We start from the raw sequence: 26,289 nt of genomic DNA on the forward strand, positions 1-26,289 counted from the left end.
ATTGACAAATTGGAGGATAAACAATATGAAGGTCGTATTTTTAGAAGATGTTAAGGGTCGTGGAAAAAAGGGAGAAATTAAAGAGGTTCCTGATGGCTATGCGAACAACTTTTTGATCAAAAACAAGAAAGCAGAACCTGCTACTGGAAAAAATTTAGGTGCAGTGAAGGGAAGACAGAAAGCTGAAGAAAAAGCAGCAGCTGAGTCCTTAGCCGATGCGCAAGCGTTAAAGGCAAAAATTGAAGCTGAAAATTTTGTAGTTGAAATAAAAGGTAAGTCTGGTGCTGATGGTCGACTATTTGGTGCTGTTTCAACAAAACAAATTGTGACAGCTTTAGCTGAACAAAAGCAACTTAAAGTAGATAAGCGTAAATTGGTATTAAATCAACCTATACACTCATTAGGTTATACAGATGTGCCTTTGAAGTTACATCGTGAAGTCACGGCAGATTTACGTGTTCATGTTAGCGAGGGATAATGATGGACAATCCGGGATCATACGAATATAGACAAGTACCACAAGATGTGGATGCGGAACGTGCGGTACTCGGTGCCATTTTTTTCGATGTTAAATCAGATAATGCAATGGTTGAGGCTAATGCAATCATAGAACCAGATGATTTTTACCGACAAGCACACCAAACTATTTTTAAGGCAATGCGTCAGTTAGTTGATGAGCAACGACCAATTGATATGCTGACATTGCAAGATAAATTAAATAGTATGCAGCAGCTTGATAATGTCGGTGGAATGGCGTATTTAGCGGAAATATCGGAATCCTCGGCTTCTTCTGCTAACTTGAAACATTATGCTAATATTGTGCACGAAAAGTCGATTCTAAGACGTATGATTGATACGTTAACCCGTAGCATGTCACTGGCTTACGATGCTGCGGAACCAAGTGAAGAAATTTTAGATAGTTTGAGTCGTAATTTAGATACTTTAGCTGAAAACCGTGGTGACGAAGATTTTCAGAAGATAAAAGAAGTATTACAAGAATTTCAGGCTAATTTAGATAGTGCTGTTGAAAACGATAATGATGTGGTAGGTTTAGCAACTGGATATCCAGAGCTGGATAAATTAACGCATGGTTTTCGAGAAGATCAGATGGTTGTACTGGGTGCACGTCCTGCGGTTGGAAAAACTGCATTTGTCTTAAATATTGCAAAAAATGTGGCAAAAGCTGAAAAAGTACCAGTGGTAGTTTTTAGTTTAGAAATGGGTGCTGTTGATTTAGTTACGCGGCTGGTAGCTGCTGAAGGTGCGATTGATTCAAATCACTTAACGACAGGAAAAATGACGCAAGAAGATTGGCAATCATTAACGTTGGCCATGCAGTCTTTGGCTAATATGCAGATTTACTTGGATGATACGCCAGGTATAAAAATTAATCAGATTAGTGCAAAGTTACGTAAACTAGAAAAAGATATTGTTAATGATATGACAGCAGAACAGCGAGTTAATAATCCGCATCCTATCGGTATGGTGATTATTGATTATCTGGGACTGATAGAATCTAATAATAGAGAAAGCCGTCAACAGGCAGTTTCAGAGATTTCGCGTGCAATCAAAAAACTAGCAAAAGAACTACATACACCAATATTAGCCCTTGCACAATTGAGCCGTGGTGTGGAACAACGAACAGACAAAAGACCTGTACTATCTGATTTGCGTGAATCTGGTTCTATTGAACAGGATGCTGATATCGTGGCGTTTTTGTATCGAGATGACTACTATCGTAATGAAAACGATGAAGACGGTGGCGATAGTACACAACGTGATGAGGAAGAAGCTGTACCAATAGAAATTATTTTGGAAAAGAACCGTGCCGGCGCTCGGGGAACGGCAACATTAATGTTTAATAAGCCAACATTTAAATTTAGTCCCATGGCACCATCATTTCGTGATGATCCTAATGCAGGACCTAATAACAATGCTGCTTGGTAGTAAAAAGGCGAGAATTTTTCTCGCCTTTTTATTATTGAAAATGTAGCGCTTGAGTGTTTTGATAAATCAGTTAGTGTGAGATTAATCATGTTCTAGTAAATCAACAAAGGGCGCATTGATGAGTTGAGAAACATCGTGTGGTTTAATTTTATTTGAACGACCGAGTTCACCACCGCTTACTAGAAAGTATTCGGCATGTTCAGCTGTTGTATCAATATAAATGGGGAAATGCTTATTTTGCCAGATACCAATAGGATTATTGGCACCATGAATGTATCCGGTTGTTTTTTTGAGCTCTTTTAGAGATAACATCGTGACTTTTTTATTGCCAGACGCAGCAGCAAGTTTTTTCAACGACAGGTGTTTTGTAATGGGTAAAACTGCAACAACTGGACCAGTTTTGTCACCAGTTGCAGCTAATGTTTTATAGATATCATCATGTTTAATATTGAAACTAGCCAGTATTGCATCACGCTCTGCTTCTGATTTGTCCAAAATATTTAACTCTAATGGTTCGTATGTCACGCCATGTTTATCCATTATTTGTTCAGGAAGTGTTTTTTTAATTTTTTTCTTTGCCATAATGGTTTCATTTTACCACAAATTGGAACAACCAAAAAGTCGCGCGGTCCAACCAATTTGTGATATAATTTTAACATTATGTCAGAAGCTATTTATGTGACCGTTCAAGCGGATATCAAACAAAAAATTTACCAAGGTAAATTTCCAAACTTAAAACTACCAGATGAGCGATCACTTGCAGAGCAATATAGCGTGTCGCGGTCGTCAATTAAGCGTGCACTAAACGTTCTAGTGCAACAAGGCGTTATTTTTAAAAAACGCGGAAGCGGAACTTTCGTCAATCCTTTATATCTAAAAAATAATGCTATCTTTCAACATGAAGGCTCGAATTTAGGTGTTTCAGATTCTTTTCGTGTTGATGGTCAAGCGCCAAGCATTGAATTGTTGGATTTCCAAGTCGTTCCGGCTACACCTGAACAGCAGCAAGCATTATTCTTAAATGATGGTGACTTTGTCTATGAAATTAAACGTTTACGACGTTTAGCAGGCGTGCCCTTTATGATTGAGCGTGGGTACGTACCAATTACTGTTTTGCCAGGATTAAATAAAGAAATTGTTTCGGGATCAGTATATGAGTACGTAGAAAATACTAAAAAACGTACTGTGACGAAATCGTTTATGACAATTATGGCAGAACCGTCAAATAAAGAGGACCAAAAATTGTTAGAATTAAAGCCTAACGAACCAGTTGGCATTATGGAAGGCATTTTCTTTATGGATGATGGGACACCATTAGAATTTTCTACTATGCGGTTGCATTATAAATATTTGAGATATAATGCATTTGTCAGTTTGGATACTGAATAAAAAAGAAGCTGTGAATGGGGCTTCTTTTTTTGATAAATCAAAAATTATATACTGCTATTCATCTTTATGAAAACAGCAATGGTAAATTGTAGATATAACTTTTATAAATTGGTTCGTACCAATAGCAACTGTGAGCCAACCAAAAATTAAATAAAAATCAACCAATCAAATCTATTCTCTTGAACAAAACGTGATAATCAGTTATACTTGAAGAGTAAATAACGGAGAAAAGTTCGCGGTTTACGATTCTCTTAAAAAATAAGGAGTAATAAATCTCATGGTAGATTTTAATTCAAAAGAGTACTTGGGACTCGTTGATAAGTGGTGGCGTGCAACCAACTATTTGTCAGCAGGGATGATCTTCTTGAAGAGCAACCCATTGTTCTCAGTTACTAACACACCTATCGAGGCTGAAGACGTCAAAGTTAAGCCTATCGGTCACTGGGGAACAATCTCAGGTCAAACATTCTTGTATGCTCATGCAAACCGTTTGATCAACAAGTATGACTTGAACTTGTTCTATATTGGTGGTCCTGGACACGGTGGCCAAGTAATGGTTACTAATGCCTACTTGGATGGTGAATATACGGAAGATTACCCAGAAATCACACAAGATTTGGAAGGTATGAGCCGTTTGTTCAAGCGTTTCTCTTTCCCTGGTGGAATTGGATCGCACATGACAGCTCAAACACCTGGTTCATTGCATGAAGGTGGCGAGTTAGGTTACTCATTATCTCACGCTTTTGGTGCAGTTTTGGATAACCCAGACCAAATTGCTTTTGCAGTTGTAGGTGATGGCGAAGCCGAAACAGGTCCATCAATGACATCATGGCACTCAACAAAGTTCTTGAATCCTAAGAACGATGGTGCTGTATTGCCTATCTTAGATTTGAATGGATTTAAGATTTCAAACCCTACACTTTTCTCACGTATGTCTAATGAAGAAATCACTAAGTTCTTTGAAGGTTTGGGATACTCACCACGTTTCATTGAAAATGATGATATTCATGACTATACTGCATACCATGAATTAGCTGCGACAGTACTTGATCAAGCGATTGAAGACATTCAAGGTATTCAAAAGGATGCGCGTGAAAATGGCAAGTATGCAGATGGTGTAATTCCTGCATGGCCTGTTATTATTGCACGTTTGCCAAAGGGTTGGGGTGGTCCAACACACGATGCAAAGGGCAACCCAATTGAAAATTCATTCCGTGCACACCAAGTGCCATTGCCTTTGGAACAAAATGATTTGTCAACATTGGATCAATTTGAAGAATGGATGAATTCATATAAGCCTGAAGAATTGTTCAATGTGGACGGTTCTTTGAAAGATGAATTGAAAGCTATTGCACCTAAGGGCGACAAGCGTATGTCAGCTAATCCAATTGCTAATGGCGGTCGCGCACGCGGTGCCAAGGCGGAAGATTTGACATTACCAGATTGGCGTCAATTCACTAACGATATCACTAACGAAAACCGTGGGCATGAGTTTGAAACAGTAACTCAAAACATGGATATGACAACACTTTCAAATTACTTGGAAGAAGTTGCTAAGTTGAACCCAACATCATTCCGTGTATTCGGTCCTGATGAAACAATGTCAAACCGTTTGTGGAGTCTATTTAACTCAACTAACCGTCAATGGATGGAAGAAGTTAAGGAACCAAATGATCAATATGTAGGACCAGAAGGTCGTATTATTGATTCGCAATTGTCAGAACATCAAGCTGAAGGTTGGTTAGAAGGTTATACATTAACTGGTCGTGTTGGAATCTTTGCATCATACGAATCATTCTTGCGTGTTGTTGACACAATGATCACACAACACTTCAAGTGGTTGCGTCACGCATCAGAACAATCATGGCGTAATGATTACCCATCATTGAACTTGATTGCAACGTCAACTGCGTTCCAACAAGATCATAATGGTTATACTCACCAAGATCCAGGTCTGTTAACACACTTGGCTGAAAAGAAGTCTAACTTCATTCGTGAATATTTGCCAGCAGATGGTAACTCATTGTTAGCAGTTCAAGCTCGTGCGTTCTCAGAACGTCATAAGGTTAACTTGATTATTGCTTCAAAGCAACCACGTCAACAATGGTTCACTACCGAAGAAGCTGATGTGTTGGCTAACGAAGGTTTGAAGATTATTGATTGGGCTTCAACAGCACCTTCTGGCGATGTTGATATTACGTTTGCATCTGCTGGTACAGAACCAACTATTGAAACTTTGGCTGCTTTGTGGTTAATTAACCAAGCTTTCCCTGAAGTTAAGTTCCGTTATGTTAACGTTGTTGAATTACTACGTTTGCAAAAGAAGTCTGAACCTAACATGAATGATGAACGTGAATTATCAGCTGAAGAATTCAACAAGTACTTCCAAGCTGATAAGCCAGTTATCTTTGGTTTCCATGCTTATGAAAACTTGGTTGAATCATTCTTCTTCGAACGCAAGTTTAAGGGTGATGTATATATTCACGGATACCGTGAAGATGGTGATATCACAACTACTTATGACATGCGTGTATATTCAAAGCTAGATCGTTTCCACCAAGCTAAGGAAGCTGCAGAAGTTTTGTCAGCTAAGGGTACAATTGATCAAGCTGCTGCTGATACATTTATCGCTAAGATGGATGAAACTTTGGCAAAGCACTTTGAAGTTACTCGTAATGAAGGTCGTGATATCGAAGAATTCACTGACTGGAATTGGTCACCACTTAAGTAATTTTAAATTATTTTATCAAAACCAACTATTATTTTTAATAGTTGGTTTTTTTATGGTTAAATTGAATATAAACTAAACAGAACCATGTCGAAGTATAACACAGTTTATTTAATGAGCTCTTTTTATCTTTTTGGTTTGCAACGCAAAATGTAAGCGCAATATGTCTGATGCATGATGAATAATAAAAACCCTCAATTAGTTAGCTAATTGGGGGTTTTTATAATTCACCATATCAGCTGCTCATAGTCAAGATGACAATAAGCAGCACAAACATCAGCTCATTGTCATTAGTTAATAATGACGATGACACTGAGAAGGAATTGTGTAGTTGTTGATGTTGGTCTTATCCATAGTGTTTTCTCCGACGTTTTATTTAACTTAAATTAAATCATATAAAAAACATAATGTCAATCTCATCTTTAAACTTCATAAATTAGCTGGATACACCGCGAAACGATTATTGGTTACAGGCAATATTATGATGGGTTTGGGATAAAACTTAGAAAGTACGTTTTCTGTTAATATTTTATCACGCGTTCCTTGTGCAAAAATCTCACCTTTCTTAAGCAACATAATGTTTTTAAAGGTGGGTAAAATTTCCTCGGTGTAGTGGGAGACAAATAGTAAGATTGGATGATTAGGTAATTGAGCGAGCTTATTAATTTGTTTCAACAATAGTTCGCGGGAGAATAAATCTAAACCGTTACACGGTTCGTCGAGTATAAGCAATTCCGGTTTTCCTAACAGAGCTCTGGCAATCAGCACCAACTGTCGTTGGCCTTGGGATAGAATACGATAGGGTCTATTGATTAATTCATCTCCGCCTAATTGCTTTAATAGTGCAATGGCTTCGTTCAAGTCGTTTTTTTCAAAGTCATTACGAATACCAATAGTACCAAATTTTCCACTCAACACGATATATTGTGCCAGATGATGTTCTGGAAATTGGGATTGTACGGTAGTAGAAATAAAACCAATGCGTTTTTTTAATGCTAAAACATTTGTCTTCCCAAAAGTTTCACCGAGAACTTCTATGCTTCCGGTTGTTGCCCAATGATTGCCATAAAGTAATGATAGTAGTGTGGTTTTTCCAGCGCCGTTGAGCCCCATCAACACCCAATTTTCACCCTTATGTAGAGACCAATTAATATTTTTTAATATCATTTTGTCTCGTTCAAACGAAACATTTTTCATCGATAATACAGCGTTATTTGTCATGCACTGTTCTCCTTTACATTAAAAACAAATGAAAATATAAATTCAGAATAACATTTTTATAATTAGTTAGTTGCTGCAATTATTAAAAATATTCCATTTTTATATAGTCTTAAATATTCCGAATTTATATATTTATTTTAAAAAGACTGTTATAACAAGGGATAATGAGTTTTGATTTCATTTTTTTTTATGGTTTTTCCTTTTTCAACGTTGACAGCACTAATTCGATTTGTCACAATATATTTGTTGCTTTGTTAATCAAAATCTAATTTTATTAATTTTCAAAGTGGCTGATAAATTTAAGAAGGGAGTGAACTATGAAAAATGTAGTATTAACCGAAGGTAAAAATGGTGCACATATACTACTAGATTCTTTAGAGCAAGAAGGTGTTGATAGTCTCTTTGGATACCCTGGTGGAGCTGTTATACCACTATATGATGCACTATATGAATCATCGCACATCAAGCATATACTTGTTCGACATGAGCAAGCAGCTGCTCATGCCGCCGAAGGCTATGCTAAGGCTACAGGAAAACCAGGTGTTGTTTTAGTCACATCTGGTCCGGGAGCGACAAATACCGTCACTGGTATAGCAGATGCATTTTGTGATTCTGTACCGCTTGTTGTGATATCTGGTCAAGTAGGATCGGCCGCTATTGGTTCAGATGCTTTTCAAGAGTTAGACATTTTATCAATTACAAGTTCAATAACTAAGATGAGTTATCAAGTTAGAACAGTTGGCGAATTGCCATTAATTGTTGCAGAAGCATTTAAGGTGGCTGTTTCTGGTCGTCCGGGCCCAGTGTTAATTGATCTGCCGAAAAGCGTGATGTTAGCAAAGAGCACTGAAGAAAGTCAAGCAGATGTATGGCTACGTCAAATTGATACTCAAAAACCTGATGTTGATGCTGTTCAAATTCATCAATTAGTAGTAGCTTTGGCTAAGGCTCATCAGCCACTTATTATTACTGGGGCAGGGGTTTTGAAATCAAATGCACAAGACCCACTACGCACACTTATTCAGCATTATCACATACCGACTGTTTCAACATTATTAGGACTCGGAGCAGTTGAATCAAAAAATCCACTATTCTTGGGGATGGTAGGTATGCATGGATCCATTGCAGCTAATCACGCTGTTGACCAGGCCGATTTTATTTTAAATATTGGTTCAAGATTTGATGACCGTGTTGTTACGAATGTTGATGATTTTGCAAAACATGCAACCATCGCACATATTGATATTGATGAAACGGAATTAGGGAAAGTGGTATCAACCGCTTACGCTATACATGCTAGTGCTGACGATGCGTTAAATGTAATTTTGACGGAAATTAAAAATACAAAAATGACAGATACGTCAAAATGGCAAGAAAATATTCGTCAAGCGAAAAGCGATTCAATGTTTCAATATCAGAAGTCTGAAACAACGATTATGCCACAAGCAGTGATTCAGTCGGTTGGTAAAATTACTAAAGGTGAGGCGATTGTGGTCACAGATGTTGGTCAACATCAAATGTGGGTAGCACAGTATTATCCATTCCAGAATAATTATCAAATGTTGACTTCCGGGGGTTTAGGGACAATGGGATATGGCATCCCGGCAGCGATTGGAGCGAAGTGTGCAAGACGAAATCAAGAGGTTGTACTTTTTGTCGGTGACGGTGGTTTTCAAATGACGTCAGAGGAACTAGTAATTTTAAACGACAATGACTTGAATATTAAAATCATACTGTTAAACAATCGTTCATTAGGAATGGTGAGACAATGGCAAACGCTATTTTACAATGGTCGTTTATCTAGTACAGTTTTCGAATCACAACCACAATTTGATCAGTTAGCACAGGCTTACGGTATTAATTATGTTCGAATTGAGGAACCTGAGCAAATGTTTGAAGATTTGCAATTGGCTTTTCAATCAGAAAAGTCAGTGCTAATTGAAATAATTATTCCTGATGATGTGAAAGTTTTGCCAATGGTTAATGCGGGGGCACCTTATCGTGACATGATTACTGAGGAGGACATTTAATGGATAAAACATTTATAACGCGTGTGTACAATCGGCCTGGATTATTAGTGAGATTTGCGAGTGTGTTGACACGGTTAAATTTGAACATTAAATCATTAATGGTGAGACCAGATGAAGATCAAAAGATTTCGACAATTTCATTTATCTTTGAATCTCAAGATGACAAACAAACAGCAACCGTACGCCGCAACCTATTGAAGCAATTAGATGTATTAATGGTAAATGATGGCTTTTACCATCATTAATTAGAAAATGAATTTAAAATCACGGAGGATTTTATTATGACCACAAAAATGTTTTATGACAAAGATATTGATACAACAGCATTGGAAAATAAAAAAATTGCGGTTATTGGCTATGGTGCACAAGGACATGCTCAAGCGAATAATCTACGCGACTCGGGATTTGATGTTATCTTGGGATTGCGCGCGGGGAAATCTTTTGATAGCGCTAAAAAAGATGGCTTCGAAGTTTATTCAGCTGCTGAAGCAACGGCACAAGCGGATGTTGTTATGATGGAAACCCCTGACGAATTGCAAGCGACAGTTTGGGAGAAAGAAGTTGAGCCTCACCTTAAGGCAGGTTCTTACCTTGGATTCTCTCATGGATTCAACATTGTTTATGGCTTGATTAAGCCAAATACTGATATTAATGTCATGATCATTGCGCCAAAGGGTCCAGGAAATATTGAACGTCGCCAATTCGTTGAAGGGGGTGGGATTCCTTCTTTGTATGGTGTTCATCAAGATCCTACGGGTGATACAGCTGAAGTAGCCAAGGCTTATGCGAAAGGTATTGGTTCAGGTCGCGCAGGTATCTTGGAAACGACTTTTGAAGAAGAAACAACGGAAGATTTGTTTGGTGAACAAGCTGTACTTTGTGGTGGATTGACACAATTGATTGAGGCAGCATTCAACACGTTGGTGGAAGCAGGTTATTCACCTGAACTGGCTTATTTTGAAACGTCTCATGAAATGAAGATGATTGTTGATTTGATCTTTGAGGGTGGTTTCGAGAAAATGAGACATGATTGCTCAAATACTTGTGAATATGGTGAAATGTTGAATGGACCACGCATCATCACTGAAGAATCAAAACAAGGGATGCGAGATGTTTTGAAGGATATTCAAGATGGTACTTATGCTAAAAAGTGGGTGGCAGAATACAATTCTGGTTTGCAAAATTTGGAAAAGATGCGCACAGAGTATAAGAGCAGTTTGTATGAACAAACGGGTAAGAAGGTTCGTGCTATGATGCCATGGATTTCAGATGCAGATAAGTACTCAACAGCAGCAGATACTGAGCAATTTTCAGCGGCTAAGTAACAAAATAAGAAGCATTACTAAAACGTAGTGCTTTTCGTACATAAAGTTAATGAAGAATTGGAGATGGAATATATGGCGACTGTTGAAAAGCTAACGGCTGAAGAAATAGACGAGGCACATCGAGTCTTGTCAAAGGTAGTAATGCATACGCCATTGGCATATGATGACTACCTTTCAAAAAAATATAAAGCGAATGTATACCTTAAACGAGAAGATGTACAACGGGTTCGTTCTTTCAAAATCCGTGGTGCTTACTACAATATCATTAAGGCAGAGAAAGAAAAGCTCAATAATGGAGTTGTTGCTGCTTCGGCTGGAAATCACGCGCAAGGCGTAGCCGATACGTGTCATAATTTAAAGATACAATCAACTATTTTTATGCCAGTCACTACACCAAATCAAAAAGTAGAAGCGGTTAAACGTTTTGGTGGTCAATACGTTACAGTAATCTTAGTCGGTGATACCTTTGACGAGGCACAAAGTGCAGCGTTTGAATACACTGAAAAACATAATATGTTCTTTGTGGCTCCTTTTGATGACCGCCGTACCATGGCTGGGCAAGGAACGGTGGCGGTAGAAATATTTGAAGATGCAGCAAAGCAAAATCTTGCAGTTGATTATTTGGTCGCATCTGTTGGTGGTGGTGGTTTGATTGGTGGTTTAGCAACCTATTCAAAAAAAACATCACCACAAACAACAGTTGTTGGCGTAGAGCCACAAACTGCACGTTCAATGCAAGCTGCTTTTGAGGCAAAAAAACCGGTAACGGTTGGAAATATTGATCATTTTGTTGACGGAGCAGCTGTTGCCCGTGTTAGTCAATTTACGTACAATCAAGCGCAACAGTATGTAGATAAGTTGTTAGGCATTCCGGAAGGTAAGGTTGCTCAATCCGTTTTAGATCTATATACTTATGAAGCGATTGTTGCTGAGCCAGCAGGTGCAATGCCAATAGCTAGTCTGGACTTTATGGCTAGTGATATTGTAGGGAAAAATGTTGTTCTAGTTGTTTCTGGTGGAAACAATGACATTGGCCGTATGCAAGAAATGGAACAAAAAGCATTAATGTATAAGGGACGCCAACAGTTTTATTTAGTTGAGTTTCCGCAACGACCTGGGGCGTTACGGCAATTTGTAAATGATGTTCTAGGTCCAAACGACGATATTACTCGTTTTGAGTACACTAAGAAAATAAACTCTGAAACAGGATCTGTCATGGTTGGTATTCTGCTGGATCCCGTTACGAAAGTAGATGATTTAACGGCCCGCTTAGCAGCTTTTTTTCCAAAATATATCAATTTGCAAGAAAATACTGTGCTTTTCAATATGTTAGTGTAGGAAAAGAAAAAACTTGATTTTATTAAATCAAGTTTTTATTTCATAGCGGTAATTTCGATTTCTAATTTAGCATTTTTAGGTAAAGCAGCTACTTGAACGGCTGAACGAGCAGGGAACTCTTCAACCGAAGTTGTGTCGAAGTATTGTGCATAGATATCGTTAACTAGTGAAAAGTCTGTAATATCATCAAAAAACAATGCAGCTTTTACGATATTATTTCTTGAAAATTCAGCTTCGTGTAAAATATTATCAATGTTATCAAAAATTTGATGTGCTTGTTCGGCTGTCGTAGCGCCAGCAAATTCGTCGGTTTCTGGATTAATACCAATTTGTCCAGAAATGTACAATGTATTGTCATTTAAAATGGCTTGCGAATAGGGGCCGAGTGCTTTGGGCGCTTTAGTTGTTGAAACGACTTTCTTTGACATGGATAATGTCCTCCTGGTTGATATTTTAATCTAAAAATCTATATTATGCAACGTTTGTAGAATAAAAAGGAAAAGTTATGGAGTATAAATTAGCAATATTAAAAGGTGATAAAAAATTGGCAATGTAATTGATAGACTCTTAGACATCATTAAGTCAACTACTTTGGAGGTGACGGAACTTCCTTTTGGCGTTAACGCAGTGCTTTCATGTAATGAACCATTATCAAACCAAATTCTTCGTGAATCAAAAATATGGGTACGAGCTACTGAAAAGATTGCTAGAATATATCCCGATGTTGTCGTAAACTATGTATCATTACCTCGTGTGATATCAACTATTATTCAGCAGCCAGCTTAGATGTTGTTGCTCCTAAATGAGATCGACAAGATTTTAAATGAAGAAAGCCAAAAGAATCACGGGCCTACCTGAAACAATGCCGGTATCTATGAAAAATAATAGTGGGCAAATATTATATCAATTACCACAAATCAATGTAGACGACAACGATTTGATGATGGCGACTGGACAAGATACTGCTAAGCTTATTTTAAAAGAATGTTTTAATAATTATGAAATTTGCAAAGGAATTATGTCTATCGATATTGATGGCACACTGATTAACAATCAACGTCAAATTTTGTTAGATGTAAAATTTGCAGTTCAATAGGCACTTGTATAAGATTTTAAATTGTTAATACAACAAGTTTACTCGTAATGAAGGTCGTGATATCGAAGAATTTACTGACTGGAATTGGTCACCATTTAAGTAATTTTAAATTTTTAAATCATAATTAAGCAAGAAAGCTAATCGAGCAACGGCTTGGTTCGCTTTTTTATATTTTTATAGGTAAAATATAGATAGTTTATTGGCTGGAGGGTATAATGATGGAATTGTCAAAAAAAGATGGTCATACACATACACCTTTTTTAAATAAAAAATCAAATGAAACAATTGATATGTATATCGAAAAAGCAATTGATCTTGGGATCCAAGAGTATACCATTGCAGAACATGCACCATTGGTTGCAAATATAAATTTACCACCACACTATCATTTTATTGATACATCTGACATAACGGCTATTAAAGAGGAAACTAGGCGTGTTATGGCGAAGTATGGTAATAAAATAAAAATTAGGCGCGGTTTTGAGGTTGACTATTTTTCTGCTCATGAAACTGATACACGTCAATTTTTAAAGGCAAATAAAGATTGGATTGATGAAATTATTTTAGCCGTACATTTTATAAAAAGTGATTCTGGCGAGATATTACCGATTGATTATTCAGCAGAATATCTAAAAAAACATTTTGAAAATATGTTGAGTGATCCGCAACTATTCTATAAAAATTATTTTGATACTGTCGCTCAAAGTGTTGAAGCCATTTTAGGGATTGATGTTCCGATTCGAATTGGACACTTAGGATTGGTTAGAAAATTCCAGAAACCATTAAAATTACCAGACTATTCAGATGATATTTATAAATCAATTGGGGATATTTTGCAAATGATGCAAACCCGAGGTTATCAATTGGAATTTAATACATCAGGGCTAAGAGATGTTACTAATGGTGAGACATACCCACAGTTTGATATTGTTCTAGCAGCCAAAGATATGGGTCTGGATATTGTTTATGGTTCTGATGCAAAATCATCTGACGAAGTTGGTATGAACTTTTTTGATCTGGATAATGTACTTCGTCAATAATATATTTCATGTACAAAATATACTGACCGGGTTTTAAAACGATGATGACAATGCTTTTTAGCATATTACTACGTTTAAAGTTCTTGGTTTGAGAATGATTTAAGAGCTGTAATGAAAGGAACATATAATGACCATTGGACGTGCAGATAAATTAGGGGAATTATGGGATGTTTATGATTCAAAAAAACATCTGACAGGACGTACACATCATCGAGGTGACAAGTTAAATGATAATGATTTTCATTTGGTAGTCAATGCTTTAATATTTAAGTCAACTGATGAAATTTTACTGCAACAGCGTTCTTTTGAAAAAATGAGCTATCCTGGTATGTGGACAGCTGATACAGGCGGATCAGTCTTAGCTGGAGAAACTAGCGAAGAGGCAATGGTTCGAGAATTGAGAGAAGAGCTACAATTAATAGTGGACGCTGACAAACTGCATTTTTTTGTCTCACGGCAATACGCAGATTGGATTGAAGATTGGTATGTGGTACGTATTGATGCATCTGTAGCCAATTTAAAACGGCAAGAGTCAGAAGTTGCATCTCTACGATGGACAACGTTGTCTGAAGCAATCAAAATTAATAATCATAACGGATTTAATGATAGTGAATTGTTTTTAACAGCACATTCAATGTTATTTTAAATATAAGATATCATTAATTATTATCGCAAAAATCACACTAGTTTAATTGCGAATTATTGTGTAATTTGATATGATAGTTGGCGTATGCGTTGTTTATTAAAACATATTAGCATACGCTTTTTATTTGAATTTGATGATGATTTATTAAACAAAATCAAGGAGTGACGAGGATGTCGGACTTTTTTAAATTGGATCGCAATATTCAATTACGTATTGTAATCATGTTTATTACAATTGCCATTGGCTCCTCTGTTGGTCCGAATATGACCATCTATTATGTTGAGTACTTTGGCGCTTTCTTAACGGGGATGCTACTAGTTTCTGTACAAATAGCTGGTTTTATAGCTGGATTATATGGTGGACACTTAGCAGATTCGTGGGGGCGTAAACCAGTGATGCTTACTGGTGTCGCTGCTATGGCTGTGGGATATATTATTGCGGCAAGTATGAATTCACCGCTTTATGTTAATCCATATGTTACCTTTTTTGGCTTTCTGTTGGCAACGATTGGACTAAGCTTTGCCTCGCCTGCTGAAGAAGCGATGATGATTGACGTTTCCACTTTACAAAATCGAAAGTTTATATATGCCATGATTTACTGGGTCATTAACTTATCTGTTATGATTGGAGCGGCACTTGGAGGTTGGTTCTTTAAAACCGCACGTTTCGAGTTACTTGTTGGAACAGCCGTTGGAGCAATAATTAGTTTAATCATTGTACTGGTTTGGATTACAGAAACTTTCCCTAAAGAAAAACGTCAGTCTCATGGGCAATCAGTTTGGGATGTGGTTAAGAGCTATAAAGTTGTGTTTTCTGATAGGCGTTATTTAAAATTTATGGTAGCAGGTATTGGTATAACAGTCATTTTTTCATCACCGGATTATTACTTAGCAGCTCATCTTGCACAAAGTTTTCATGATCTAACTTTTCTGAATGTACCAATATTTGGACAACGCATGTTATCTGTCATTACAATTACAAACACAGTGATCATTGTTTTGTTAATGGGAACTATGACAAAATTATTTTCGAGATGGTCAGATATGAAATCAAGTTTTGTTGGTACCATTATTCAGGGTGGTGGATTTGCCATGATGTTTTTACTAACTGATTTTTGGCCTTTGCTAATTGTGACTGTCGTATTAACCTTTGGTGAAATGATCGTGACACCGGCCAGTCAGTCACTTAGAGCTGAAATGATGGATCAAGAAAAAATCGGCGTGTACAGTGGATTTAGTTCGGCAACGCGTCCGGTTGGCTATATTTTATCTTCAGGCATTGTTAGCGCTTCTGTGTTTATTGGTAATATTGGTGCAGCTGTATTATTGTTAATCGCAACTGGAGTGAGCGTATGGTTCACTTATTTATCGGTGATCATGTTACGTGAAAATCGAACAAGGTAGTTGACCATGAAGTAATGTGTAAACTTAATAACATATGGCACTCTAATCTCATGATTTCTACTATTTTTAATGTTTTGTAAGTGCTTTCTTTGATATAATGTAAATAAGATTTTTGTAGATATAGATTAGTATGTGTCACAATATCTAATAAATTGCTTGATGAAAGGAAATGTAACTGTGCACAACTCATTGTGGGCTATTATCTTAAAAAGTCAGTGCTTGACTATGACAAGTTAATTAAACGCAAGTGATGTGATTACAAAACTAAACTATGTCAGAAATTAAAATTGTTTCAATAGATATTGATGGTACATTGCTCAATGATCGACGAGAAATCACACAAGAAGTCAAGGCGAGTATTCAGCAAGCTTTAGCAAAGGGTGTTAAAATAGTAATTACAACCGGTAGACCATTACCAGGTGTTCGTGACATTTTGGCTGATTTAGGAATTAGTGGTGATGATCAATATGTGATTACCTATAATGGTGGGTTGGTTCAAACGGCGAGTGGTAAAAAAACACTTTTCCACCAACCATTAGATTTGCAAGCATTTCAGAAGATCAATGCATTCATGATTAACCAAGATACATATGTACAGGTTGAGACTAAAGATGCTGCATACACTACGAATCATAAAATTAATCATTGGGCTAGTTTTGAAAACAGTTTAGTTGATTTACCACTATTTGTTTTAGACAAAACATCTGATTTAGATCAAATAGAATTTATTAAGGCCATTGCTAATGCTGAGAGCGATGAACTAGATATCGTTCAGGCTGCAGTGCCAAATGAAATTTCTAGTCTTGTTAATGTGATTCGTTCTACGGCAAATAACTTAGAATTTATCGATAAAAATGCTTCAAAAGGTAATGCACTACTAGCATTAGCAGATCTTTTGGGTGTTAAACAAGTGGAGACTATGGCCATTGGAGATCAGGCTAATGACTACTCTATGATTCAACAAGCTGGTGTTGGTGTTGCTATGAAAAATGCAATTGCAGACTTAAAAGCAATCGCAAATTATCAGACCACTTCAAACAATCAATCGGGTGTCGCGCATGCGATTAATCGTTTTGTCTTGGATGAATGACAGAACTGGTAATTGATTTAGAATGATATTGTTATAGAAAATAAATGCGGAGGTCGCAAAAATGAATGTATTGTTATCTGGAGAAGCCACAGAATTAGTTGGAGAACCATTAAAGGTTGGGGAAACGTTACCACACTTTAAATTAGAGGACGAAAATGGAGAAAAAGTTAAGACGGCTGATTTAGTTGGTCAATTAACTCTGATTTCAGTTGTACCTGATTTAAACACAGCAACGTGCTCCTTACAAACACGTTACTTTAATCAAACGGTTGATCAGTTTAAAAATGTACAATTTCTGACCATCTCAACCAACTCTATAGATGAACAGCGTGATTGGTGTGCTGCTGAAGGTGTAGACAATTTACGCGTGTTGTCAGATGAACAAGAATCATTTGGGTATGCAACAAAGCTATATATACCATCTCAAGGATTTGATACGCGCTCAGTTTATATTGTAGACGCAGCAGGTGTTGTGCGTTATGCGCAAATCGTACCAGAAGTCTCAGAAGAACCAGATTATGAGGATGCCTTGAAAGCCTTGCGAACTTTGGCTGTATAAGCGTTAAATCATTGCTATAATTTAAAATTGAACAGTGTATTGCTATACTGAGGTATATTTTTTTAAAATTAACAAAGAACCACGACGTTAGTGGCTTTTGTTAATTTTTTTTGTTAAAATAAACATGAACGTGAATTTCACATAAAATCTTTGGAGCCAGACATGCCAGAACCTAAATTGAAACTTTTTTCTCTCAGCTCAAATGAACCACTTGCAAAAAAAATTGCTGATTCAGTTGGCGTACCGTTGAGCGAAATATCTGTTAAAAGATTTGCCGACGGTGAAGTACAGATAAACATTGAAGAGAGCATTCGAGGAGATAATGTTTTTGTTATTCAATCAACTTCCGCACCAGTTAATGATAATCTTATGGAACTTTTGATTATGATTGACGCACTACGGCGCGCTTCTGCCAATCAAATTAACGTTGTATTACCATATTATGGTTATGCAAGACAGGATCGTAAGGCACGCTCGCGTGAGCCAATTACCGCAAAACTTGTAGCAAATATGTTGGAGAGAGCTGGCACGACACGTGTTTTAGCACTAGATTTACATGCTGCGCAAATTCAAGGATTTTTTGATATTCCAATGGATCACTTACAAGGCGCACCATTGTTAGCTGACTACTTGATTGAATCAGGCATCGCAGATAAGCAAAATGCAGTGATAGTTTCTCCTGACCATGGTGGTATGACACGTGCGCGTAATTTAAATAATATGTTGGAACTAGAATCACCGGTTGCAGTTATTGATAAGCGTAGACCAAAGCCCAATGTCGCCGAAATTGGTAGTATTGTGGGTGATGTAAAAGGCAAAACGGCAATTATGATTGATGACATGATCGATACCGCGGGAACAATTACCCAAGGGGCAGAACTCATCATGGCTCATGGTGCTAAAGAAGTATACGTTGTCGCTTCACACGCAGTATTCTCAGGTCCTGCTGTTGAACGCTTACAGAATTCAGTTTTCACAAAAGTTATTTTAACTGACTCTATTAATTTACCAGAAGAGAAAAAGTTCGATAAGTTAGAAATTGTATCAGTTGGAGAACTAATTGGTGAGGCTATCCGACGCGTAAACAATAATGAAGCAATTTCGTCATTATTTAAGAATCGTTTTCACCGGCGCTCGCATTAATATTTAACATATTAAAATTTTTTGATAAAAACTGATTAAATTCGGTTTTTTTTGTTAAATATTACAGAAAGGTAAAAAAATGATATACTTAGGTATAGTAGACAAACCAGTAAAAATACGTGAGGAGAACGTCCATGAGTAAAATTTTGGTTGTGGATGATGAGAAGCCAATCTCAGATATCATTAAATTTAATTTAGCTAAAGAAGGCTATGAAGTAATTACAGCAGCAGACGGTCAGGAAGCATTGACAATGTTCAATGAGGAAAATCCTGATCTTGTTTTGCTTGATCAAATGTTACCAGAAATTGATGGTGTTGAAGTGTTACGTCAAATTCGTTCCAAGTCAGAAGTGCCAGTTATTATGGTTACTGCCAAAGATTCTGAAATTGATAAGGTATTAGGATTAGAGATGGGCGCTGACGATTATGTGACAAAACCGTTTTCGAATCGAGAACTGGTTGCACGTGTTAAGGCCAATCTTCGTAGTCGTAAAGCTGTTGCGCAGCATAGTGATGATAATGTTGTGAATACGGAAGATATTGAGCTGGGTGATTTAACAATACACCCACAAGCTTATATGGTTTCAAAGGCTGGTCAAGATATAGAATTGACGCACCGTGAATTTGAACTATTATATTACTTAGCGCAGCATATCAGTCAAGTTATGACACGTGAACACTTACTTCAACAAGTATGGGGTTATGATTACTTTGGTGACGTACGTACGGTTGATGTTACAGTTCGTCGATTGCGTGAAAAAATAGAAGATAATCCAAGTCATCCTAATTGGTTGGCAACACGACGTGGCGTGGGCTATTATTTACGTCCAGATGAAGACTAAATAACTATTGGTATAGTAGTCAGGCAAATTAGCTCATTATATTTTGTTAGATAGCGCAATCAGGATGTTTCTTCTGCTGAGACTTCAAGGGGACAGACGCTTTGCGTCAGCAATTATGAATATTAAGACTAACTTTTTTAAATCAATACGTTTTCGTATCACACTTGTTTTTGTGTTGTTAATGATTATCGCACTCGAGCTTTTGGGTGCGTTTTTTGTACGACAAATAGAACAGCAAAATTTAGCAACATTTCAACAACAAATAACATTACCAAAATATGTGACTGATCAAATCAACACGGCGCTTAGAAATCAAGATGTTAATGCAGGAAATCATGCCATTCAAGATGTATTAACTGGTTTAAACAATACAACTCTCCAAGAAGCGCAGGTAATTGATAAGACAGGTACTATTCGTGGTACGTTATCAATCTCTGGGCAACAAACAATTGGACAAAAAACAACGGATCTTAATGCTCAAAGAGCCATTGCTGGTGAACAATCTTTTTTGAAATCGCGCACTATTAGTGAAAATGGTGAACGAAAAGAGTTGATGACAACAACCCTTGGTACAACAACTGGACGAGTGCGTGACGTAACCGGTGTGATTGTTGTTAAGGCAAGCTTACTACCGGTTTATCGAAATGTTAATAGCGTGATGAAGCTGTTCATTATTGCAGGATTAATAGCACTGGTGGTTAGTATTACTTTAGCATTGTTCTTAGCTCGAACACTAACTCGTCCGATTGCTCAAATTGATGAGCAAACTACCAAAATTGCTAGTGGTGATTATTCTATGGTGAATCATATCTATGGTTCTGATGAATTAGGGCATTTAGCGCAGTCTGTCAACGAATTATCAACACGAGTTGAAGAATCAACAGAAACTGTGAACGCAGAGCGTAATCGGTTAGATTCAGTTTTGACACACATGGCCGATGGCGTTTTAGCAGCTAATCGTCGTGGCGAAATAACAATTATTAATCAAGCAGCTGCTGATTTTGTCGGTATTGAGCGTGAATCTGCACTAGGAAAAAACGTCATAGATCTCTTAGGACTTCAAGGAAAGAAAACATTACGTGACATACTAGAGAATCTCGATGATTTTCGAATCGATTTGTCAGATGATAGCAAAGATATCTTGATTCAGGCTTATGTGTCCCTAATCAAACGTCAATCAGGATTTATTTCAGGTTTAGTGGTTGTTTTGCATAATATTACCGAACAACAACGTATTGACTCAGAACGTCGAATGTTTGTCTCGAATGTGTCTCATGAGTTAAGAACACCTTTAACATCAGTTCGTTCATATGTTGATGCACTGGCCGAAGGGGCGATTAGTGATCCAGAAATGGCTCAAAACTTTTTGGGTGTTGTTCAAGATGAGACACAACGTATGATTCGTATGATTAATGATCTTCTGGCGTTGTCCCGATTGGATCAAGGGACAATGGATGTTCGGCTTGAAGTCGTTAATTTAAATAGCCTCTTTAACTTTGTTTTAAATCGTTTTGATATGATTATTGAAAATGACGCTAAGAATGCGGACACGCCCAATAAAAATTATAATATTCAAAGAGAATTCACAAATGAAGATGTTTGGGTGGAAGTGGATCCCGACAAATTCACACAGGTTCTTGATAATATTATGAATAATGCCGTAAAGTATTCTCCTGATGGTGGGACAATCACAGCACGTTTAATTAAAACTAAAACACGTGCTATTTTAAGTATTTCCGATCAAGGTTTAGGTATTCCGCGTAAAGACCTAGATAATATATTTAACCGTTTTTTCCGTGTTGATAAGTCGCGTTCTCGTGCGCAGGGTGGCACGGGGCTTGGTTTAGCGATTTCAAAAGAAGTAGTAGAAAGATTTAATGGCCGGATTTGGGTTGATTCTGTAGAAAATAGGGGCTCAACTTTTTATATTTCACTTGCTTACGTCGATGATGCAGTCATTGAGGAGGATGATTGGGATGCGGAATAAAAATAAATTTATACAAAGTTCAGTTTTAAGTGTCCTACTTTTTATTGCCGTTGCTATTTCTGTTGCCCTAACGTGTTTTATTTTTAGCTCTTTTGGAAAACGTGAAGCACCAGATCAAGCGACTGCACAGCAACCAGAGCAGCAATTATTTGAAGTTTTTCGTCCAACGCAATATGTTGTAACCAAGGCTAGTGGTAAACAACAGTTAGTTACAAATACTACTGATGAAAAGATTAAAAAAATAGGTAACGCACTAACCAATTCTCAAATAACGGATTCAAAAACCAAACAAGCTACTTTATCAGAAATAAAAAAAGTATTATCACTTAAAAAATCACAAATTTTTCGTTATCCAGATGTGATACCAATGTCTTTTTTTAATACACGCTACAGTCAAAACGTTGCAACAAATAAAAATAGTAATTTTGATTATTTTGTGTTGCCCCTTGATCACTCGAATAAGGGATATTTTGTTAATACCAAAACAAATTATATAACAACTGTGTCAATTAAAAAGCTTGATACAAATAGTGTTTGGCAACAGGTTAATAAATTACCAAAAAATTTAACGATTGACTTCAAATCTTATAATGGCCGAGTGATGTTAAATTATCCTAAAAAGTTAGCATTACCAGTCTATTCTTATCTAGTTAATCATCGCGATCCAAAAACATATGTTTCAGCATTATTGGGCACAATTAATCAACTAACGATTACAGAAGAAAATAATAAGACGATATATACAAATAAAATTAATAATCAAAAAATAATCTATGATCCCAATTGGGAAACGGTCACGTTTGAAGAAAATAATCCTAAAAATAAGTTGCCTAAAAGTTACTCTGACCGCTTAAATACAAGTATCTCACAAATTAATTTAGTACAATCTGATCTAACTGATACACGTTTTTATGAAAGTCAAGAGGATGGAAAAAAAATAACCTTCCGAACTTATGTTGAAGGATTTCCAGTTTACTTCCAGTCTGAAAGTGGTGCTATCCACATGACAATGGATAAACGGGGTAACTTAACAAGCACGTATTCCCTTAATGAAATCGGTGTCCCTGTACCAAATAGGCAAGCAAAGGTAGTTTTGCCTTCAACAGCAGAAGTTATGAAACAGCTTACAGAGGCTGGTGTGAAGCCTACAGAATATAATTTCATTACACCTGGATATGAATGGTTGATTAATCAAGACAGTCAAGCGGCAGTTAATATGCAACCCACTTGGATGATTGAAACGCACACGGGTTGGCAAAGCGTTTCGTCATTTTTAAAAGCACGGTAAATGTCTGAATAAATGATAGGAGAAAAGTATGCAATTTAGACGAATTAAAGTGTTGATGTTAATTTTGTTCTTTTTGTTAGATATTTTTCTACTTAATTGGTGGCGCTCGGGACAGGTACCTAGTGCGCAAGTAACAGATGCTAATATGGACATCATTACGGAAATGAAAAAACAAAAAATTCAATTGCCGAAGTTTAGTACTGCTGTTAAATATAGCCGATATATTGCTGCACAACGTGGTGATAGGCATACGATGTATTTACCTGCAGGAATAGACATCGTTAATGGGACAAGCATAAATACTGTGATTGCAAGGTTTAAGACATCAGATATATTAAAAGATGGGACGAATACAGGTTCAAAAATTAACAACCCGACTGCTATTGCTTATAGTGCCGGATATCATTATAATCCAATACTAACAGCTGACAAGCGAAACTCAGATAGAGTCTATTCGCAGCGTATCGAAGGATTACCAGTAATTTCTGATAATGGCATCATAAATTTTCGATATAATAGTGATAAAATACCTACTGGGTTTACTCAAACACAGCTTGTCAATGTGGAAAAGCTTCGTGAGGCTCGTGCAACAATAACCGAAGAGGATGCGATTATTGCATTATATCGTTACAATGAAATTGGTAGTGGAGACGAGCTATCAAAAGGTTATTTATCATATGATAGAAGTTTGACAGTTAATGGCTATGACATTTATTTGCCTGTTTGGGCATTTGAGGCATATAGTGGTAAAGAAAAGTATGTTTTAAAAATTAATGCTTTTACAGGTGATAACTTATCGGAATGATTTAATGTAATATTAATTTTTGGCGTATAAAATTGAAAGTAATCTAACTAACAGGTGACTAATATGGCACAACAATCATTAACAAAAATTATTTTAACGGGCGCAATCGCTGGTGTATTAGGTGGTGGTGTCGTTTTGTATGGAGAACATAGCATTGAGAACATACAAACAACAAAACAAAAAGTTAGTACAAAAGCTGACAAAACAACAGCAATTCCAGAAAATGCTACAGCTACAACAGCATATGGTAAAATTTCTGATGCCGTTGTATCTGTTTTGAATTTTTCAAAATCTGGTGCAAATAGTTTTCAAGAATCCTCCGAAGGATCCGGCGTCATTTATAAAAAAGCTGGAGATGCTGCCTATGTAGTCACTAATAATCATGTAATTAATGGTGCTGATCAAATACAAGTCATGCTTCATGACGGCAAGAAGGTTGTGGCAACGCTGGTTGGTAAAGACGCCATGACAGATTTAGCGGTGCTAAAAATCGATCCTAAGAATGTAACAACAACAGCAGAATTTGGTGATTCAAATAAAATACAAGTTGGCCAAAAGGTACTAGCTATAGGATCACCGCTTGGCTCAGAGTACGCCTCTTCGGTAACACAAGGTATTATATCGGCCAAAAAGAGATTAGTTGAATCAACGCCTGAAAATGGACAAAATTATGGTGGTTCAACTGTTATTCAAACTGATGCTGCAATTAACCCTGGTAATTCGGGTGGTCCATTGGTGAACTTTCAAGGGCAAGTTGTCGGTATTAATTCAATGAAGCTTTCATCGTCATCATCTGGAACAAGTGTTGAGGGGATGGGATTCGCCATTCCTTCAGATCAAGTTGTCGATATCGTTAACAAGCTCGTTAAAGATGGGAAAGTAACCAGACCAGCAATTGGGATAGGCCTTGTGGAACTTTCTGAGGTCACTGTAGATGATCAAAAGAAGTTATTGAAAACACCTGAATTTCTTACTGGTGGTGTCGTTGTAATGAGTACAACACCAAATGGTCCAGCAAATAAAGCCGGTTTGAAGAAGTATGATGTCATTACTGCAATTGACGGTAAGACTGTCAATGGTCAGGCAGATTTGCGTGAAGAACTTTATAAACATAATTTGAATGATACAGTCACTATTACCTACTATCACCAAGAAAGTAAGAAAACTGTTAAGGTTAAATTAACACAAAAATTAGAAAACTAACGTGGACAGTTAAGTACATGTTAGTTTTTTCTTTACTTTATCTTGACAAATATAACAAGATAAGCATTTTTTGAAATGTTGAAAACTTGTAGAACATTGTTGATAATTTATTATAATAACCAATAAGATGTGGATAAAAACTATTTATTTGTGGAAAAGTCGATTAAAAAGATAAAAAAAACTTAAGACTTGCTATTTGATAGTAAAATACATTAAAAAATGCAGTATAGTAGTATCTAGATGCTTATTATACGTGTTTTAACGAAAATTTAACGAATAAATATCTTTATTTTAAAATATTGAGGCTAAATGTTAACTTTAATGATTGAAGTGATTTTTATTATTAAGGGAACAGGTGTGCTTATCCACAATTGTGGATAAATATGTTGAAAAATGTGGATAACTCAGAAAATTGTACGCAACATTTGATAATATAAGTCTATATAGCATTTTAAAAGTTATCCACATTTTGCCGTTATTTATAAAAAAATTGTGGATAAAAAAATATGCGAACACTTAATATGTTGATGTGATAGGTTTTTGAAACTTTTAAAAGTTGGTTGTTCGTGTGGATAATTGTGGATAACTTTAACAATACAAATGTTTGCCAAACTGTGTATAATATTAAGAAAGTTTAAAATTAGGGAATGTAATGAATATTAAATTAATCACAGTTGGTAAATTGAAAGAAAATTATCTTAAAGATGGCATTTTGGAATATACAAAGCGCATCTCGCGTTTTGCTAAAGTACAAATTATAGAACTCAATGATGAAAAGACCCCTGAAAAATTTAGCCTATCACAAAATCAGCAAATTATGGCTAAAGAAGGGCAACGAATTCAAGGAAAAATTGAACCACGTGATTTTGTCATTGTTTTAGCAATTGAGGGAAAACAACTATCATCTGAGGATTTTTCTAAAAAAGTAGCCGATATCATGGTATCTGGTTATTCAGACATTACTTTTGTTATTGGTGGATCTTTAGGATTGGATCCGGCTGTTAAACAACGTGCCAACATGAAAATGAGTTTTGGCCTATTAACATTACCGCATCAATTGATGAGATTAGTATTAGTTGAACAAATTTATCGCGCTTTTATGATTCAACAAGGCTCGCCGTATCACAAATAAATTTTTAAGTCACTTTTTTACCTAATCGATTGTTTAATAATCAAATTGTTCCTATAATAATTTTTAAAAAGAGGGTG

Annotated in this window: 24 protein-coding genes; 21 read left to right on the plus strand and 3 right to left on the minus strand. The window is 36.5% G+C overall.

The genetic code is table 11. The features are described from left to right. Positions 1-25: 25 nt before the first annotated feature. Together rplI and dnaB are read left to right on the plus strand one after the other, a co-directional pair. Positions 26-478 (plus strand): 50S ribosomal protein L9, encoded by a 453-nt coding sequence (gene rplI, locus K5Q13_RS05690; RefSeq protein WP_220740748.1) that lies wholly within the window; start codon positions 26-28, stop codon positions 476-478. Positions 479-480: 2 nt separating this feature from the next. Further along, the gene (dnaB, locus tag K5Q13_RS05695; RefSeq protein ID WP_220740808.1) at positions 481-1,947 is read left to right on the plus strand and encodes a replicative DNA helicase; all 1,467 of its coding nucleotides are present in this window, start codon (positions 481-483) and stop codon (positions 1,945-1,947) included. Between the two features lie 81 nt (positions 1,948-2,028). On the opposite strand, the gene K5Q13_RS05700 is transcribed toward dnaB, so the two are convergent. Beyond that, positions 2,029-2,529: an aminoacyl-tRNA deacylase gene (locus K5Q13_RS05700; RefSeq protein ID WP_220740749.1), complete on the minus strand. Its 501-nt coding sequence runs from the start codon at positions 2,527-2,529 to the stop codon at positions 2,029-2,031. Between the two features lie 78 nt (positions 2,530-2,607). On the opposite strand from K5Q13_RS05700, the gene K5Q13_RS05705 reads away from it, so the two are divergent. Both K5Q13_RS05705 and K5Q13_RS05710 read left to right on the plus strand, forming a co-directional pair. Further along, a complete protein-coding gene (locus tag K5Q13_RS05705; protein WP_220740750.1) occupies positions 2,608-3,336 on the plus strand; it encodes a GntR family transcriptional regulator in 729 nt (242 codons plus the stop codon). A gap of 277 nt (positions 3,337-3,613) precedes the next feature. Further along, positions 3,614-6,067 (plus strand): phosphoketolase family protein, encoded by a 2,454-nt coding sequence (locus K5Q13_RS05710; protein ID WP_220740751.1) that lies wholly within the window; start codon positions 3,614-3,616, stop codon positions 6,065-6,067. 426 nt (positions 6,068-6,493) lie between these two features. Here the strand turns inward: K5Q13_RS05710 and K5Q13_RS05715 are convergent, their stop codons facing one another. Next, on the minus strand, positions 6,494-7,285 hold the full coding sequence (locus K5Q13_RS05715) for an ABC transporter ATP-binding protein (RefSeq protein ID WP_220740752.1): 792 nt from the start codon (positions 7,283-7,285) through the stop codon (positions 6,494-6,496). 317 nt (positions 7,286-7,602) lie between these two features. Between K5Q13_RS05715 and ilvB the strand changes: the two genes are divergently transcribed. From ilvB to ilvA, 4 genes are all read left to right on the plus strand, one after another. Further along, positions 7,603-9,315, plus strand: a complete 1,713-nt coding sequence (gene ilvB, locus K5Q13_RS05720) for a biosynthetic-type acetolactate synthase large subunit (protein ID WP_220740753.1) — start codon at positions 7,603-7,605, stop codon at positions 9,313-9,315. Further along, entirely contained in the window at positions 9,315-9,560 is a 246-nt protein-coding gene (locus K5Q13_RS05725) for an ACT domain-containing protein (protein WP_220740754.1), read from the plus strand. The genes ilvB and K5Q13_RS05725 overlap by 1 nt, the downstream gene beginning before the upstream one ends. Positions 9,561-9,596: 36 nt before the next feature. Beyond that, positions 9,597-10,640 (plus strand): ketol-acid reductoisomerase, encoded by a 1,044-nt coding sequence (ilvC, locus tag K5Q13_RS05730; RefSeq protein ID WP_220740755.1) that lies wholly within the window; start codon positions 9,597-9,599, stop codon positions 10,638-10,640. A 72-nt stretch (positions 10,641-10,712) separates the two neighbouring features. After that, positions 10,713-11,978 (plus strand): threonine ammonia-lyase IlvA, encoded by a 1,266-nt coding sequence (gene ilvA, locus K5Q13_RS05735; protein WP_220740756.1) that lies wholly within the window; start codon positions 10,713-10,715, stop codon positions 11,976-11,978. Between the two features lie 35 nt (positions 11,979-12,013). Here ilvA and K5Q13_RS05740 read toward each other — a convergent pair whose 3' ends face one another. Then, positions 12,014-12,406, minus strand: a complete 393-nt coding sequence (locus K5Q13_RS05740) for a RidA family protein (protein ID WP_220740757.1) — start codon at positions 12,404-12,406, stop codon at positions 12,014-12,016. A gap of 395 nt (positions 12,407-12,801) precedes the next feature. Between K5Q13_RS05740 and K5Q13_RS09575 the strand changes: the two genes are divergently transcribed. From K5Q13_RS09575 to rlmH, 13 genes are all read left to right on the plus strand, one after another. Next, a complete protein-coding gene (locus K5Q13_RS09575; protein ID WP_246574201.1) occupies positions 12,802-13,074 on the plus strand; it encodes a hypothetical protein in 273 nt (90 codons plus the stop codon). A gap of 215 nt (positions 13,075-13,289) precedes the next feature. Then, positions 13,290-14,114, plus strand: a complete 825-nt coding sequence (hisJ, locus tag K5Q13_RS05750) for a histidinol-phosphatase HisJ (RefSeq protein ID WP_246574202.1) — start codon at positions 13,290-13,292, stop codon at positions 14,112-14,114. A 127-nt stretch (positions 14,115-14,241) separates the two neighbouring features. Beyond that, on the plus strand, positions 14,242-14,760 hold the full coding sequence (locus K5Q13_RS05755) for an NUDIX hydrolase (protein ID WP_220740758.1): 519 nt from the start codon (positions 14,242-14,244) through the stop codon (positions 14,758-14,760). Between the two features lie 170 nt (positions 14,761-14,930). Continuing rightward, on the plus strand, positions 14,931-16,163 hold the full coding sequence (locus K5Q13_RS05760) for an MDR family MFS transporter (protein ID WP_220740759.1): 1,233 nt from the start codon (positions 14,931-14,933) through the stop codon (positions 16,161-16,163). A 271-nt stretch (positions 16,164-16,434) separates the two neighbouring features. After that, complete coding sequence (locus K5Q13_RS05765; RefSeq protein WP_220740760.1) at positions 16,435-17,253, plus strand: Cof-type HAD-IIB family hydrolase; 819 nt, start codon at positions 16,435-16,437, stop codon at positions 17,251-17,253. A 61-nt stretch (positions 17,254-17,314) separates the two neighbouring features. Beyond that, positions 17,315-17,812 carry a thiol peroxidase gene (locus K5Q13_RS05770; RefSeq protein ID WP_220740761.1) on the plus strand — a complete coding sequence of 166 codons (498 nt, stop codon included), beginning with the start codon at positions 17,315-17,317 and terminating at the stop codon, positions 17,810-17,812. A gap of 162 nt (positions 17,813-17,974) precedes the next feature. Beyond that, the gene (locus tag K5Q13_RS05775; protein ID WP_220740762.1) at positions 17,975-18,955 is read left to right on the plus strand and encodes a ribose-phosphate diphosphokinase; all 981 of its coding nucleotides are present in this window, start codon (positions 17,975-17,977) and stop codon (positions 18,953-18,955) included. 134 nt (positions 18,956-19,089) lie between these two features. Then, complete coding sequence (yycF, locus tag K5Q13_RS05780) at positions 19,090-19,797, plus strand: response regulator YycF (protein ID WP_220740763.1); 708 nt, start codon at positions 19,090-19,092, stop codon at positions 19,795-19,797. A gap of 115 nt (positions 19,798-19,912) precedes the next feature. Next, positions 19,913-21,784 (plus strand): cell wall metabolism sensor histidine kinase WalK, encoded by a 1,872-nt coding sequence (walK, locus tag K5Q13_RS05785; RefSeq protein WP_220740764.1) that lies wholly within the window; start codon positions 19,913-19,915, stop codon positions 21,782-21,784. Next, positions 21,774-23,072 (plus strand): two-component system activity regulator YycH, encoded by a 1,299-nt coding sequence (gene yycH / locus K5Q13_RS05790; protein WP_220740765.1) that lies wholly within the window; start codon positions 21,774-21,776, stop codon positions 23,070-23,072. The genes walK and yycH overlap by 11 nt, the downstream gene beginning before the upstream one ends. Positions 23,073-23,100: 28 nt before the next feature. Further along, positions 23,101-23,877: a two-component system regulatory protein YycI gene (yycI, locus tag K5Q13_RS05795; RefSeq protein ID WP_220740766.1), complete on the plus strand. Its 777-nt coding sequence runs from the start codon at positions 23,101-23,103 to the stop codon at positions 23,875-23,877. 63 nt (positions 23,878-23,940) lie between these two features. Then, positions 23,941-25,080: a S1C family serine protease gene (locus K5Q13_RS05800; RefSeq protein ID WP_220740767.1), complete on the plus strand. Its 1,140-nt coding sequence runs from the start codon at positions 23,941-23,943 to the stop codon at positions 25,078-25,080. 652 nt (positions 25,081-25,732) lie between these two features. Beyond that, on the plus strand, positions 25,733-26,212 hold the full coding sequence (rlmH, locus tag K5Q13_RS05805) for a 23S rRNA (pseudouridine(1915)-N(3))-methyltransferase RlmH (RefSeq protein WP_220740768.1): 480 nt from the start codon (positions 25,733-25,735) through the stop codon (positions 26,210-26,212). Positions 26,213-26,289 lie beyond the last annotated feature (77 nt).

The sequence above is a fragment of the Leuconostoc miyukkimchii genome, assembly GCF_019656055.1.
In the GTDB taxonomy this organism is placed as follows: domain Bacteria; phylum Bacillota; class Bacilli; order Lactobacillales; family Lactobacillaceae; genus Leuconostoc; species Leuconostoc miyukkimchii.

Coding starts and splice junctions, on each gene's coding strand:
- rplI (WP_220740748.1), top strand. CDS start 26: ATGAAGGTCGTATTTTTAGAAGATGTTAAGGGTCGTGGAAAAAAGGGA.
- dnaB (WP_220740808.1), top strand. CDS start 481: ATGGACAATCCGGGATCATACGAATATAGACAAGTACCACAAGATGTG.
- K5Q13_RS05700 (WP_220740749.1), bottom strand. CDS start 2,529: ATGGCAAAGAAAAAAATTAAAAAAACACTTCCTGAACAAATAATGGAT.
- K5Q13_RS05705 (WP_220740750.1), top strand. CDS start 2,608: ATGTCAGAAGCTATTTATGTGACCGTTCAAGCGGATATCAAACAAAAA.
- K5Q13_RS05710 (WP_220740751.1), top strand. CDS start 3,614: ATGGTAGATTTTAATTCAAAAGAGTACTTGGGACTCGTTGATAAGTGG.
- K5Q13_RS05715 (WP_220740752.1), bottom strand. CDS start 7,285: ATGACAAATAACGCTGTATTATCGATGAAAAATGTTTCGTTTGAACGA.
- ilvB (WP_220740753.1), top strand. CDS start 7,603: ATGAAAAATGTAGTATTAACCGAAGGTAAAAATGGTGCACATATACTA.
- K5Q13_RS05725 (WP_220740754.1), top strand. CDS start 9,315: ATGGATAAAACATTTATAACGCGTGTGTACAATCGGCCTGGATTATTA.
- ilvC (WP_220740755.1), top strand. CDS start 9,597: ATGACCACAAAAATGTTTTATGACAAAGATATTGATACAACAGCATTG.
- ilvA (WP_220740756.1), top strand. CDS start 10,713: ATGGCGACTGTTGAAAAGCTAACGGCTGAAGAAATAGACGAGGCACAT.
- K5Q13_RS05740 (WP_220740757.1), bottom strand. CDS start 12,406: ATGTCAAAGAAAGTCGTTTCAACAACTAAAGCGCCCAAAGCACTCGGC.
- K5Q13_RS09575 (WP_246574201.1), top strand. CDS start 12,802: ATGAAGAAAGCCAAAAGAATCACGGGCCTACCTGAAACAATGCCGGTA.
- hisJ (WP_246574202.1), top strand. CDS start 13,290: ATGATGGAATTGTCAAAAAAAGATGGTCATACACATACACCTTTTTTA.
- K5Q13_RS05755 (WP_220740758.1), top strand. CDS start 14,242: ATGACCATTGGACGTGCAGATAAATTAGGGGAATTATGGGATGTTTAT.
- K5Q13_RS05760 (WP_220740759.1), top strand. CDS start 14,931: ATGTCGGACTTTTTTAAATTGGATCGCAATATTCAATTACGTATTGTA.
- K5Q13_RS05765 (WP_220740760.1), top strand. CDS start 16,435: ATGTCAGAAATTAAAATTGTTTCAATAGATATTGATGGTACATTGCTC.
- K5Q13_RS05770 (WP_220740761.1), top strand. CDS start 17,315: ATGAATGTATTGTTATCTGGAGAAGCCACAGAATTAGTTGGAGAACCA.
- K5Q13_RS05775 (WP_220740762.1), top strand. CDS start 17,975: ATGCCAGAACCTAAATTGAAACTTTTTTCTCTCAGCTCAAATGAACCA.
- yycF (WP_220740763.1), top strand. CDS start 19,090: ATGAGTAAAATTTTGGTTGTGGATGATGAGAAGCCAATCTCAGATATC.
- walK (WP_220740764.1), top strand. CDS start 19,913: ATGAATATTAAGACTAACTTTTTTAAATCAATACGTTTTCGTATCACA.
- yycH (WP_220740765.1), top strand. CDS start 21,774: ATGCGGAATAAAAATAAATTTATACAAAGTTCAGTTTTAAGTGTCCTA.
- yycI (WP_220740766.1), top strand. CDS start 23,101: ATGCAATTTAGACGAATTAAAGTGTTGATGTTAATTTTGTTCTTTTTG.
- K5Q13_RS05800 (WP_220740767.1), top strand. CDS start 23,941: ATGGCACAACAATCATTAACAAAAATTATTTTAACGGGCGCAATCGCT.
- rlmH (WP_220740768.1), top strand. CDS start 25,733: ATGAATATTAAATTAATCACAGTTGGTAAATTGAAAGAAAATTATCTT.